Source organism: Pseudomonas sp. NFACC42-2, from assembly GCF_900116055.1.
Taxonomy (GTDB): Bacteria; Pseudomonadota; Gammaproteobacteria; order Pseudomonadales; family Pseudomonadaceae; genus Aquipseudomonas; species Aquipseudomonas marginalis.
Genome location: NZ_FOZO01000037.1, coordinates 1 through 13,083, shown reverse-complemented (window position 1 = coordinate 13,083; position 13,083 = coordinate 1). Strand labels below are relative to the sequence as shown.

11 protein-coding genes and 2 pseudogenes are annotated in these 13,083 nt (G+C 62.5%); 6 read left to right on the top strand and 7 right to left on the bottom strand.

The window, feature by feature from the left end:
• The 3 genes and pseudogenes from BM416_RS30095 to araH form a co-directional block, all read left to right on the top strand.
• Positions 1 to 567, top strand: a pseudogene (locus BM416_RS30095) (arabinose ABC transporter substrate-binding protein); the annotation flags it as partial.
• Entirely contained in the window at positions 564 to 2,066 is a 1,503-nt protein-coding gene (gene araG, locus BM416_RS30090) for an L-arabinose ABC transporter ATP-binding protein AraG (protein WP_092490382.1), read from the top strand. The pseudogene BM416_RS30095 and the gene araG, both read left to right, overlap by 4 nt.
• 9 nt (positions 2,067 to 2,075) lie before the next feature.
• Positions 2,076 to 3,044, top strand: a complete 969-nt coding sequence (gene araH, locus BM416_RS30085; protein ID WP_092490381.1) for an L-arabinose ABC transporter permease AraH — start codon at positions 2,076 to 2,078, stop codon at positions 3,042 to 3,044.
• 125 nt (positions 3,045 to 3,169) lie between these two features.
• Here the strand turns inward: araH and BM416_RS30080 are convergent, their stop codons facing one another.
• A complete protein-coding gene (locus BM416_RS30080) occupies positions 3,170 to 4,318 on the bottom strand; it encodes an aldose epimerase family protein (protein WP_092490380.1) in 1,149 nt (382 codons plus the stop codon).
• Positions 4,319 to 4,454: 136 nt separating this feature from the next.
• Between BM416_RS30080 and BM416_RS30075 the strand changes: the two genes are divergently transcribed.
• A complete protein-coding gene (locus BM416_RS30075; protein WP_092490379.1) occupies positions 4,455 to 5,222 on the top strand; it encodes an SDR family NAD(P)-dependent oxidoreductase in 768 nt (255 codons plus the stop codon).
• A gap of 138 nt (positions 5,223 to 5,360) precedes the next feature.
• Here BM416_RS30075 and BM416_RS30070 read toward each other — a convergent pair whose 3' ends face one another.
• Both BM416_RS30070 and mug read right to left on the bottom strand, forming a co-directional pair.
• Positions 5,361 to 5,957 carry a glutathione S-transferase family protein gene (locus BM416_RS30070; protein WP_092490378.1) on the bottom strand — a complete coding sequence of 199 codons (597 nt, stop codon included), beginning with the start codon at positions 5,955 to 5,957 and terminating at the stop codon, positions 5,361 to 5,363.
• A gap of 38 nt (positions 5,958 to 5,995) precedes the next feature.
• Positions 5,996 to 6,508: a G/U mismatch-specific DNA glycosylase gene (gene mug, locus BM416_RS30065; protein ID WP_092490377.1), complete on the bottom strand. Its 513-nt coding sequence runs from the start codon at positions 6,506 to 6,508 to the stop codon at positions 5,996 to 5,998.
• A 78-nt stretch (positions 6,509 to 6,586) separates the two neighbouring features.
• Here mug and yghU point away from each other — a divergent pair, with 78 nt between their 5' ends.
• Complete coding sequence (yghU, locus tag BM416_RS30060; protein ID WP_092359714.1) at positions 6,587 to 7,423, top strand: glutathione-dependent disulfide-bond oxidoreductase; 837 nt, start codon at positions 6,587 to 6,589, stop codon at positions 7,421 to 7,423.
• A gap of 123 nt (positions 7,424 to 7,546) precedes the next feature.
• On the opposite strand, the gene BM416_RS30055 is transcribed toward yghU, so the two are convergent.
• From BM416_RS30055 to BM416_RS30045, 3 genes are read right to left on the bottom strand one after another with little or no spacing between them, the layout of a single operon-like run.
• Positions 7,547 to 8,473, bottom strand: a complete 927-nt coding sequence (locus BM416_RS30055; RefSeq protein ID WP_027607581.1) for a sugar ABC transporter substrate-binding protein — start codon at positions 8,471 to 8,473, stop codon at positions 7,547 to 7,549.
• Between the two features lie 19 nt (positions 8,474 to 8,492).
• Positions 8,493 to 9,272 (bottom strand): TIM barrel protein, encoded by a 780-nt coding sequence (locus BM416_RS30050; RefSeq protein WP_092490376.1) that lies wholly within the window; start codon positions 9,270 to 9,272, stop codon positions 8,493 to 8,495.
• On the bottom strand, positions 9,272 to 10,288 hold the full coding sequence (locus tag BM416_RS30045) for a Gfo/Idh/MocA family oxidoreductase (protein ID WP_092490375.1): 1,017 nt from the start codon (positions 10,286 to 10,288) through the stop codon (positions 9,272 to 9,274). The genes BM416_RS30050 and BM416_RS30045 overlap by 1 nt, the downstream gene beginning before the upstream one ends.
• Positions 10,289 to 10,473: 185 nt before the next feature.
• Between BM416_RS30045 and BM416_RS30040 the strand changes: the two genes are divergently transcribed.
• A complete protein-coding gene (locus BM416_RS30040) occupies positions 10,474 to 12,447 on the top strand; it encodes a sigma-54 interaction domain-containing protein (RefSeq protein ID WP_092490374.1) in 1,974 nt (657 codons plus the stop codon).
• Positions 12,448 to 12,814: 367 nt separating this feature from the next.
• Here BM416_RS30040 and BM416_RS30675 read toward each other — a convergent pair.
• Positions 12,815 to 13,083: pseudogene (locus BM416_RS30675) on the bottom strand (IS481 family transposase); the annotation flags it as partial.

Genomic DNA, 13,083 nt, shown 5'->3' with positions numbered 1-13,083 from the left:
GGCGCGGCCATGGCTGCCGAGGCGAAAAAACGCGGTTGGGACTGGAAGGACACCTACGCGGTGATCAACACCTTCAATGAACTCGACACCGGCAAGAAACGCACCGACGGCTCGATCAAATCCCTCGAAGAAGCCGGCATTCCCAAGGACCACATCCTCACCGCCGCGCTGAAAACCCTCGACGTTCCCGGCAGCATGGACGCCACCAACTCGGCCCTGGTCAAGCTGCCCAGCGGCGCGAAAAACCTGATCATCGGCGGCATGAACGACAACACCGTGCTCGGCGGCGTGCGCGCTACTGAAAGCGCCGGTTTCGCTGCGGCCAATGTGATCGGTATCGGTATCAATGGCACCGACGCCATCGGCGAATTGAAGAAGGCCAACAGCGGCTTCTTCGGCTCGATGCTGCCAAGCCCGCACATCGAGGGCTACAACACTGCGCTGATGATGTACGAGTGGGTCACCAAGGGCACCGAGCCGCCTAAATACACGGCCATGGATGAAGTGACCCTGATCACCCGCGCCAACTTCCAGGAAGAACTGACCAAGATCGGGCTGTGGAAATGACGGCGGCGGCCCTGCGTTTCGACGCTATCGGCAAAACCTTTCCCGGGGTCAAGGCGCTGGACGGCATCAGTTTCACCGCCCACCCGGGGCAGGTGCACGCCCTGATGGGCGAGAACGGTGCGGGCAAGTCGACGCTGCTGAAGATATTGGGCGGAGCCTATATCCCCAGCAGCGGCAGCGTGCAGATCGGCGCGCAGACCATGGCGTTCAAATGCGCCGCCGACAGCATCGCCAGCGGTGTCGCGGTGATTCACCAGGAGCTGCACCTGGTGCCGGAAATGACCGTCGCCGAAAACCTGTTCCTCGGGCATTTGCCCTCGCGCTTTGGCGTGGTCAACCGGGGCCTGCTGCGCAAGCAGGCCCTGGCTTGCCTCAAGGGCCTGGCGGATGAAATCGACCCCGAGGAAAAACTCGGGCGCCTGTCCCTGGGCCAGCGCCAACTGGTGGAAATCGCCAAGGCGCTGTCCCGTGGCGCCCATGTGATTGCCTTCGACGAACCCACCAGCAGCCTGTCGGCGCGGGAGATCGACCGCTTGATGGCGATCATCGCGCGCCTGCGCGACGAGGGCAAAGTGGTGCTCTACGTGTCGCACCGCATGGAAGAGGTGTTCCGCATCTGCAACGCGGTGACGGTGTTCAAGGACGGCCGTTACGTGCGTACTTTCGATGACATGAGTGCGTTGACCCACGACCAGTTGGTGACCTGCATGGTCGGCCGCGACATCCAGGACATCTACGACTACCGCCCGCGCGAGCACGGTGAGGTGGCGCTCAAGGTCGAGGGTTTGTTGGGCCCGGGTTTGCGTGAGCCGATCAGTTTTGAGGTGCGCAAAGGCGAGATTCTCGGCCTGTTCGGCTTGGTCGGGGCAGGGCGCACGGAGCTGTTCCGTTTGCTCAGCGGTTTGGAGCGCGTCAGCGCCGGCAGCCTTGAGTTATGCGGGGAGGCCCTGCAACTGCGCTCGCCCCGCGACGCCATCGCCGCCGGTGTGCTGCTGTGCCCGGAAGACCGCAAGAAGGAAGGCATCATTCCGCTGTCCAGCGTCGCCGAGAACATCAATATCAGCGCCCGTGGCGCCCACTCTTCGTTCGGCTGGTTGCTGCGCGATGGCTGGGAGAAGGGCAATGCCGACCAGCAGATCAAGGCGATGAAGGTCAAAACCCCGACCGCCGCGCAAAAGATCATGTACCTGTCCGGCGGCAATCAGCAGAAAGCCATTCTCGGCCGCTGGCTGTCGATGCCGATGAAGGTGCTGCTGCTCGACGAACCGACTCGTGGTATCGACATCGGCGCCAAGGCCGAGATCTACCAGATTATCCATAACCTCGCGGCCGATGGCATTGCGGTGATCGTGGTGTCCAGCGACCTCATGGAAGTGATGGGCATCTCCGACCGCATCCTGGTGCTGTGCGAAGGCGCGATGCGCGGCGAACAAACCCGTGAACACGCGACCGAATCCAACCTGCTGCAACTGGCCCTGCCGCGCGGCCTGGCGAACTGAGAGAAGACCATGACGACTCAAAACAACGCGCTGCCGACGGCACGCAAACCCCTCGATATGCGCGCACTGCTCGACAACTGGGCAATGTTGCTGGCAGCGGTGGGCATCTTTGTCCTGTGCGCCTTGCTCATCGATAACTTCCTTTCGCCGTTGAACATGCGCGGCCTGGGCCTGGCGATTTCCACCGTGGGCATTGCCGCCTGCACCATGCTGTTCTGCCTGGCATCTGGGCACTTCGACTTGTCGGTGGGCTCGGTGATCGCCTGCGCCGGCGTGGTGGCGGCGATTGTGATGCGCGACACCGACAGCGTCATGCTGGGCATTGGCGCGGCGTTGCTGATGGGCCTGATCGTCGGGCTGATCAACGGCATCGTGATCGCCAAGCTGCGGGTCAATGCGTTGATCACCACCCTGGCGACCATGCAGATCGTGCGCGGCCTGGCCTATATCTTTGCCGACGGCAAGGCGGTGGGGGTGTCCCAGGACCAGTTCTTTATCTTCGGTAACGGCCAGTTAATGGGCGTGCCGGTGCCGATCCTGATCACCATCGTGTGCTTCCTGTTTTTCGGCTGGCTGCTCAACTACACCACCTACGGGCGCAACACCATGGCCATCGGCGGTAACCCGGAAGCGGCGTTGCTGGCGGGGGTGAATGTCGACCGCACCAAGATCCTGATCTTCGCCGTGCACGGCCTGATCGGTGCATTGGCCGGGGTGATCCTCGCCTCGCGCATGACCTCGGGCCAACCGATGATCGGCCAGGGTTTCGAGTTGACGGTGATTTCCGCCTGCGTGCTGGGCGGGGTGTCGCTGAGCGGCGGCATCGGCATGATCCGCCATGTGATTGCCGGGGTGTTGATTTTGGCGATCATCGAGAACGCGATGAACCTGAAGAACATCGACACCTTCTACCAATACGTGATCCGCGGTTCGATCCTGCTGCTGGCGGTGGTCATCGACCGCATGAAACAACGCTGAACCCCTTGTCATGTGAGGCTCAAAATGTGGGAGGGGGCTTGCCCCCGATGGCGGTGTATCAGAAGCAAATATGCAGACTGACACTCCGCAATCGGGGGCAAGCCCCCTCCCACAGTCAAGCGGTTTTAATCGGCGGTGAACTTGAAGACGGTGTTCTGGGTGTAGGTCTGTCCTGGGTTCAGGCGAGTTGAGGCGAAGTTTGGTTGGTTAGGCGCATCCGGATAGTGCTGGGTCTCCAAGGTAAACCCGCTCCAGTGCAGGTAGGTCTTGCCTCCTTTGCCCTTCACCGAACCATCCAGGAAGTTGCTGGTATAGAACTGCACGCCCGGTTCGCTGGTGTAGAGCTGCAAGCGCCGGCCTGACGCCGGGTCGTGCACTTCGGCGGCGAGTTGCTTGACGTCGCCCTTGGTGTCCAGCGCCCAGTTGAAGTCAAACCCGCCCTGTTTCGGCTCGGCAAATTTGAGCTGCGGGTGATCTTCCTTGATGTGCTGGCCGATCGGGGTGGGCTTGAGGAAGTCCATCGGCGTGCCCTTGACCGGTGCGAGTTCGCCGGTGGGAATCAAGGTGGCATTCACCGGGGTGTAATGGCTGGCATGCAATGTAGCGACGTGCTTGAGGATGTCGCCGTTACCCGCGCCGGCCAGGTTGAAGTAACTGTGGTTGGTGAGGTTGAGCACCGTCGGTTTGTCGGTGGTGGCCTTGTAGTCGATGTGCAGTTCGTTCCTGTCGTTGAGGCGGTAGGTGACTTCGGTTTTCAAATTACCGGGAAAGCCCATCTCCCCGTCCTTGGACAGGTAGCTCAGCTTCACGCCGACCGAGTCCTTGTCCTTGACCGGCTCGGCCTTCCACACCTGCTTGTCGAAGCCCTGGGCGCCGCCATGCAGTGAGTTGGGGCCGTCGTTGAGCGGCACCTGGAAGCGCTTGCCGTCGAGTTCAAAGGCGCCGCCGGCCAGGCGATTGCCGAAGCGGCCGATGGTTGCGCCGAAAAACGCCGTACCGGCTTGATAGCCTTGTACGTCGTCAAAGCCCAGCACCACGTCGTCGACCTTGCCGTTTTTGTCCGGCACTTTCAGCGACTGCAACACGCCGCCGTAGGTGATCACCGTGGCTTGCATGCCGTGGCTGTTGCGCAGGATGTACTGTTCGACGGCGGTGCCGTCGTTGGTTTTACCGAAAGGTTTTTGCTCGCTGCTCAGGCCGGCCGCCTGGGCGCCGCCGCTGGCGATCATCATGGACAGCGCCAGGCCGGACAGCAGGTATCGAGGGTGCTTCATGGTCGAACTTCCTTTTGTTGTTTTGAGTGGAATAGTTCTACTAATAGCGATATTTTGTCGGTTGGACAGCGAATTTATAGCCTTTAAAGCCGATTTCGTAAAATAAAATAAGACTAATTGATCGAGGCATCCTTTTATGAGTACTGAACACGCCGTTTATCCCGACCTCAAGGGCAAGACCGTACTGATTTCCGGGGGCGCCTCGGGGATCGGCGAATTTATGGTGCGCGCCTTCGCCGTGCAGGGTGCCAAGGTCGGGTTTGTGGACCGCGCGCAAAGCCAGGGCGAACGCCTGGCCGCGTTGTTGAGTTCCCAGGGGCATGCCGTGGAGTTCGTGTGCTGCGACATCACCGATGAAATCGCCTACAAGGCGGCCATAGGACGCTTCGAGCATTCCCTGGGGCCGATCAGCGTGCTGGTGAACAACGCCGCCAATGACGTACGCCACACCCTGGAAGAAGTCGATTCGGAAACCTTCGACAAGCTGATCTCAGTCAACCTCAAACACGCCTTCTTTGCCGCCAAGGCCGTGGTGCCGATGATGAAACGCGCCGGCTGCGGCTCGATCATCAACCTCGGCTCCGTCGGCTGGATGATGGCCTCCGCCGGCTACCCGGTGTACGCCGCCAGCAAGGCCGCCGCCCACGGCATGACCCGCGCGCTGGCACGGGAACTGGGGCCGAACCGTATCCGGGTGAACACACTGGTGCCGGGCTGGGTGATGACCGAAAAACAGCTGGCCATGTGGGTGGATGACGCCGCCAAGGAACTCATCAGCCGCAGTCAGTGCCTGCCCGGCAGCGTACTGCCGGAACACATCGCCAATATGGCGCTGTTTCTCGCCTCGGATGCGTCGGCGATGTGTTCGGCGCAGAACTTCATCGTTGACGGCGGCTGGGTCTGAACCGAACACGTCAGTTCAGACAACCCAGATCAAGGTGGGAGGGGGCTTGCCCCCGACAGCGGTGGCTCAGACAGTACTTCTACAACTGACCCACCCTTATCGGGAGCAAACCCCCTCCCACATTTGAAACTGTGTCGCTTATTCGATGGGGTAACGCTTGAACGCCGGATGCTGCTCCAGCCTTTCGGCATGCCGTTGCAGGTTGGGAAATGCATCCGCCTTGACCACCGACGCCACGGTGAACTGGCTGAACGACCAGGCCACCGCCGCCGTAATCGACGCCTGGGTCAATGCTTCGCTGTCGCCCAATTGCTTGTCCAGCAACCCATAGGCCGCGAGCAATTGCCCGCTCACGCGCTCAAGCCATGGCGCATGCAGCTTCTCGGCCGGGCGCAGGTTGTGTTCATAGACGATCTGCACGCTCTTCTCGCAGGCTGCCAGCGCCAGTCCCAGAACGTGCAAGTCCTTGGCCAGTGCCGCAGGATGCTGGGGCAACAGCTTCCTGTCAGCCGGCGCCAGGGTTTCCAGGTACTCCAGGATCAGGCTGGAGTCCATCAATACCGTGCCGTCGTCCAGCACCAGGGTAGGGGCCTTGACCACCGGGTTGATCTGCGCAAATTCGTCGAAGGTGCGGAACACGGACAAGGGTTCATGCACGAAATCCACGCCGTACAGGTCCAGGGAAATGGCCACGCGGCGCACGTAGGGCGAGTCCAGCATGCCGATCAGTTTCATGAAGCCTCCATTGCTATCAGGGTGACGAGCCCAAGAGATTAAGGGCACTCGGTCGCCCGGCGCAATTGTTGATACGCCTGCACCAACTGCTCCAGGCTGAACGCCAGGTTGCGTCCGCTGGGATTGGGCAGCACCCACACTGACGCGCCGCCCAACACCTTTGGCTGCAAGCCCCAGGCGATCTCGCGTTGGCCGCTCAACGCGCTGTAGCCGGGCTTGCCCAGGAACGCCACGAAGCGCGGCGCGCAGTGGCGGATCTTGTGTTCGAAGCTCGTCGCGGCCTGGGTGAACTCATGCCGTGCCAATTCGCCCGCGCTGGCCGTGGGACGTTCCACCAACGTGGTCAGGCCGCAGTGGTAGTGCAGCAGCGTACGCCCGTGTTCGGGGCGGATTTCATGGGGCGTGAAACCGGCCAGGTGCAGGGTGCGCCAGAAGCGGTTGCTGCGGTTGGCGAAATGCAGGCCGAGGGCGGCGGAACCCTTGCCGGGGTTGATGCCGCAGAACACGACCTTCAGGTGATTGGCGAGAATATCTTCAAGTCTGTCGGCCATGTGGGGTATCTGAATGTGAGCCAATCGGTAAGATGCGCTTTGAATTCATCCAGCCCAAGCGCCTCAGGAGCAGTGAGCATGACCGATTCATCCAGCTATGTCCCACCCAAGGTCTGGACCTGGGACGCCGAAAGTGGCGGCACCTTCGCCAGCATCAACCGGCCCATCGCCGGCGCCACCCATGAAAAGCAATTGCCGGTCGGCAAGCATCCGCTGCAGCTGTATTCCCTGGCCACGCCCAATGGGCAGAAGGTCACCATCCTGCTCGAGGAACTGCTGGCCCTGGGGCACAGCGGCGCGGAATACGACGCCTGGCTGATCAAGATCGGCGACGGCGACCAGTTCGGCAGCGGCTTTGTCGGGGTCAACCCGAACTCGAAGATCCCGGCCTTGATGGACCACAGCGGCGCCCAGCCGATTCGCGTGTTCGAGTCCGGCGCGATCCTGCAGTACCTGGCCGAGAAGTTCGGCGCCTTCTTCCCCACCGAGCCGGCGGCCCGCGCGGAATGCCTGTCGTGGTTGTTCTGGCAGATGGGCAGCGCGCCGTACCTGGGCGGTGGCTTCGGGCATTTCTATGCCTATGCGCCGAGCAAGATGGAATACCCGATCAACCGCTTTGCCATGGAAACCAAGCGCCAGCTGGATGTGCTGGACCAGCGCCTGGCCGTGAGCGAATACATCGCCGGGGATGAATACACCATCGCCGATATCGCCATCTGGCCGTGGTACGGCGGGCTGGTCAAAGGCCGCTTGTATGGGGCGGCGGAGTTTCTCTCGGTGCACGAGTACAAGCACGTACAGCGCTGGGCGGACGCGATTGAGGCGCGGCCGGCGGTGCAGCGTGGGCGGCGGGTGAATCGGGTGTCGGGCGAGGAACAGTTGCCCGAGCGGCATGACGCAAGTGACCTGGACTGATTGAGATCCAAGTGTGGGAGGGGGCTTGCCCCCGATAGCGGTGGATCAGTCACGGATGTATCAACTGACCCACTGCCATCGGGGGCAAGCCCCCTCCCACATTTTGATCGCCTTATCTTCGATTTATTTGTAGCGCTGTTCGAACACCGCCACCTGTTCGGGCTTGATGAGCTCGAACGGCACCCACACCTCGGACTCGATCGGCTCGCCCTTGATCATCCTGATCGCCGACTGTACCGCTTGCGTGGCCTGGGCCTTGGGGTCCTGGAATACCGAAGCGGTGAGCATGCCGCGCTTGATCGCCGCCAGACCGTCGGGCAAGCCGTCGATGCCGATAATCGCGATCTCGCCCTTGGCCTTGCCCGCCTGTTGCAAGGCCATGGCCGCGCCAATCGCCATTTCATCGTTATTGGCCACAATCGCATCGAACTGCGTGCCGGCCAGCAGCCAGTTGCTGGTCAGGTCCATGCCCTTGTTGCGTTGCCACTCGGCGCTTTGCTGCTCCACCACCTTGATGCCGGGAAAGTCCTTGAGCACCTGTTTGACGCCTTCGGTGCGGTCATGGGTGGCGTTCTGCGCGAGGTCGCCCATGATGATCGCCACATTGCCTTTGCCGCCGAGCTTTTCCGCGAGGTAGCGCATCTGCAATTGCCCGGCCTCGATATCGTTGGATGCCACGGTGACCACGCCCTTGGGCAAGGTGCGCTCATCCGGGTGGCGGTTGACGTACACCAGCGGCGTCTTGGCCGCCACGGCGGCGCGGGTCATGTTGGCGGTGGCGGCGGTGTCCACCGGCAGCACGATCACGGCGTCGACTTTCTGGTTGAGAAAGCCTTCGACCTGGTTGAGCTGGCGCACCACGTCGCCCTGGGCGTCTTCGAACTGGATCTGCACGTCCTGTTGCTTGGCGGCATTTTCCAGGCCGGTGCGCACGTAGGTCATGAAGTTATCGTCGACCCGCGCGATGCTCACGCCGATGCGATACGCGGCGAAGGTCCATTGGCTGAACAGCAGTAAAAACGCAGCAACAAGCAATGAATAGCGATGCATGAGGGTGTTCCTTTTATTGTTATAGGGTGAACGCTTGACGGAAACGCTCCAGAGCCAACTCGCTGTCGCCGCTGGCCCAGCCTTCGAGGCCGACCACGCCGTTGTAGCCCATGGCGTGCAGGGCCCTGGCAACGGCCGGGTAGTGGATTTCGCCGGTGCCGGGCTCCTGGCGTCCGGGCACGTCGGCCACCTGGATTTCACCGATGGCGCTGCCTGCGCGCTGGATCAGCTCGATCAGGTTTCCTTCGCCGATCTGCGCGTGGTACAGGTCCAGGTTCATCTTCAGGTGCGGGCTGCCCACGGCTTCGATCAGCGCCAGGGTGTCGTCGGCGCGAGCGAACGGGGTGCCGGGGTGGTCGACCTCGGTGTTGAGGTTTTCCAGCAGGAACACGCGGCCGGCGTCTTCGCCCAGGCGCGCGATTTTTTCCAGCGCCTTGCACGCGCTCAGCCACATGCGCCCGGTGGTCTGGCTCACGGGCTGCACCGGCAGGCCGCCGTCACCCAGGCCGGTGCCGTGCAGGTTGAGGCTGGGGCAGTTCAGGCGCTCGGCGACGCCGATGGATTCGCGCGCACTGTCGAGCAGTTGGCGGATGCCGTCGGGGTCGGTGAGGGTGCCGCTGATATAGCCGGTCATCGAAGTGAAATCGGCGCCGGTGGCGGCCAGGGCGCTGATGTCTTTATTGGTCCAGTTCCAGATTTCGGCACTGAAACCCAGTGCATGGATGCGCTTCACGCGCTCGACGAAGGGCAGGTCGAGAAACACCATCTCGGCACTGATCGCCAGTTTGAACGGGCTCATCAGCGGGCTCCCTGCACGGCCACGGCCTTGCCGGTCTGGAACGACTCGATGCAGGCGCGGGCGATCGCCAGGGCGGCGCGCGCGTCTTCGCCACTGGCCATGGGCTTGGCGCCGCTGCGCAGGCAGTCGACAAAGTGGTTGAGTTCGGCGATGTAGGCGTCGCGCAGCAGGTCGGTGTCCATGCGCTGGGTGTCGGTTTGGATGCCCTCGGCCAGGTAGCGCACCAGGTCGGAGTCGTTGAGGCTGCCCATGCTCAGCATGCCGGCGCTGCCGAACACTTCGCCGCGCACGTCGTAGCCGTATACCGCCTGGAAGTTGGCCTCGGCGGTGGCGATGGCGCCGTTGTCGAAGCGGATCGCGACCACGGCGGTGTCGAGGAAACCTTTGTTTTTGTACTCCGGCGCGATCAATGCGTCGGCCATCACATACACCTGCACCGCTTCGGCACCGGGGTTGAGGTAGCGCAGGGTGTCGAAGTCGTGGATCAGGGTTTCCAGGAAGATCACCCATTGCGGCGAATTGGCCGGGTTGTTGAGTGCCGGGTCGCGGGTCAGCGAACGCAACAACTGCGGCGTGCCGATGCGGCCGGCCGCCACGTCGAGGTGGGCCGTGCGGAAGCTCTTGGCGAAACGCCGATTGAAACCGACCTGCAGCGGCACGCGCGCATCGGCCGCGGCGGCAATGGCGCGGTCGGCTTCGTCGAGGGTGATGGCCATGGGTTTTTCGCAGAAGATCCCCTTGCCCGCGCGGGCGGCGCTGATCACCAGTTCGGCGTGGCTGCGGGCGGGGGCGGCGATGAGGACGCCGTCGATGTCCGGGTCGTCGAGCAGCTGTTGCGGGTCGGTGTAGACCTTGGCTACCCCCAGTTCGGCCGCCAGGCGTGCGGCTTGGCCGGGAGTGGGGTCGGCGATGGCGGCGAGGGTTGCGCCGGGGATGTGTCGCGCAGCGGTCAGGCCGTGGAAGCTGCCCATGCGACCTGCACCGATCAAGCCCAGGCGGATGTTCTGTGTACTCATGAAATGACCCCTTTTTATTGTTGGCCGCAGGACAGCCCTGACTGGCAAAGGGGCAGGAGCAAAGGTTATGCCAACTTATAACTATCTGATAAATAAGGATTTATAAAATACACTAAACAAAATGTGTTCATTCTGATGACATGCCTATACTGACATGTCAAAAACATGAACATGGATACCGCCCGATGAGCATGGCGTTCAGCGTACAAGACCTCGACTACCTGACGGCCCTGGGGCCTGCGGCGCTGAACGACGGCCCCGTTGCCGCGCTGGAACAGGCGTGGCGCGCGTGCCTGGACGGGCAGGTGCAGCGCCCGGCCGAGGTGCGGCAGGTGATCTGGGATTCCTGGCGCCGCAGCGTAGAGGCGGGTATCGACCCGGATGACAGCCGGTACCGCTTCGTGGCGCCCCACGACCTTGCTGCCACCCTGGCCACCCATCGCGTCCTGATCGCCGCCGCTGCGCAGGTCATGCATGGCTTGCTGGCCTATAACCCGCGAGGGCATATCAACCTCACCGACGCCGAGGGCACCACCCTGTATTTCTGCGGGCTGGACATCACCCCCGTCGGCAGCCGCCTGCTCGAATCGGTCCAGGGCACCAACTGCACCGGCCTGGCCCTGGCCGAAGACCGCCTGGTGTACGTGCTGGCCGAGGAAAACTTCGGCAGCGGCCTGCGCCAACGCCGCATGCACTGCGCCGCCGCGCCAATCAGGAATGCCCAGGGCCAGACCCTGGCGATGCTGACCCTCACCGCCGAACCCGGCTGGTTTCACTTTCACACCCTCGGCACCGTGCAAGCGGCTGCCGAAGCGGTCTCCCGCCAGATGGCCCTGCAAGCGCTGTTGGAAGAGCAGCAAACCGTGCTCGAAGTGCTTAACGAAGGCCTGGTGGTGCTCGATGAGCGCGGCGGCATCAAGGCGCTCAACCGTTATGCCCGGCAACTGTTCGGGGTGGGGCTGGAGCTGATCGGCAGCCCCTTCCAGCGCCTGGGCCGCAGTGAGTTGAGTGACGCCATGCTTCTACGCGGCGGCGAGCCGGTGCGTGACCTCGATTGCACCTTCCACCTGCACGACCGCAGCCAGCTCGCCTGCCTGGTCTCGGTGTGCCCGCTGGAGCAGGGCGGGGTGATCGTGTCCCTGCGCGAGAACCGCCGCATCCGTGAAATCACCCGGCGCATCATCAGCACCCAGGCGCGCTACACCTTCGACACCATCCAGGGCACGTCGCGGGCGATCCAGGACGCGCTGCACCTGGGGCGCATCGCCAGTCGCAGTGAATCCACCACCCTGATCCTCGGCGAAAGCGGCACCGGCAAGGAGCTGTTCGCCCAGGCCATCCACAACGCCAGCGACCGCGCCAACGGCCCGTTCGTGGCGGTCAACTGCGGCGCGATCCCACGGGACCTGGTGCAGAGCGAGCTGTTCGGGCATGTCGAGGGCGCGTTTACCGGCTCGGCCCGGGGCGGGTCGGCGGGCAAGTTTGAACTGGCGGATGGCGGCACCATCTTTCTGGATGAGATCGGCGATATGTCCTTCGACGCTCAGGTCAGCCTGCTGCGGGTGTTGCAGGAGGGCGAGATCACCCGCGTCGGCGCGAAAAACTCACGGCCAGTGGACGTGCGCATCATCGCCGCCACCCACCGCAACCTCAGCCAGGCGGTGGCCGAAGGGGCGTTCCGTGAAGACCTCTACTACCGCCTCAACGTACTGAACCTGACCGTACCGCCGCTGCGCATGCGCCGTGAAGACATCCCGTTGCTGGCGCGGCACTTCCTCACGCGCTGCGCCCGTTCGCTGCGCAAATCGGTACAGGGCTTTGCCCCGGATGCGCTGGAATTGCTCTCGGCCTACGCCTGGCCAGGCAATGTGCGCGAGCTGGAAAACAGCATCGAACGCGCCACCAACCTGGCGACAGGCGAACTGATCCAGGCGGCCGATCTACCCCTGGAAACCAGACCGCGCGCCACGCTGCGCCACTACGAACCCCAGCCTGCCCAAGACTTGAGCAGCCACGAAATGCACGCCATCGTCGCCGCCCTCAAAAGCACCGGCGGCAACATCCGCCTGGCCGCCCGGCAACTGAACGTGTCCCGGGGTGGGCTGTACAACAAGATGAGTCGATTCGGGTTGAGTGCCGCAGATTTTCGCGGCGCGTAAGGTCGAAATGTGGGAGGGGGCTTGCCCCCGATAGCCATAGGTATCTACACAACGTTGGCTCAACGCTGAAAGCGCGGCGGATAGGGCTGTCGTGGTGAGCGGGCTTGTCCCGCGCTGGGCTGCGCAGCAGCCCCAAAACCAGCCTCTACAGAGTGTCTGATACACCGCGATCTTCTTGACTGGGGCTGCTACGCAGCCCAGCGCGGGACAAGCCCGCTCGCCACAGGGAGATTTGTCAGGGTCTGAAAAGTTGTGTAGATACCCTTGCCCCGATAGCGGAGTGTCAGTTGACATCTACTTAACTGATCCACCGCCATCGGGGTGTAGAACCGTAGACATCGTTTACATCTGAAACCGGGGACATCGTTTACACATTTGAGGCCTGGACGCGGGTCATACCTCGTCCAAGCCTCCCCAAGGGATAATCACACAGGTACAAATCCCAAGCATCATCTTCAGCTTCTTTGAGCCCTATCCTTTCCCCGGACAGCGCCTCGCTGATAAATACCAACTTGCCGTTCCACTTGATCGATCCGTCCTGCCTGACGCTTCGAACTTTCATTTCTGCCGGATATTCCACATCGGGCAAGCACCCTGGATAAATTCGGGTGGACGGCACATACAAGTCTCCCGGAC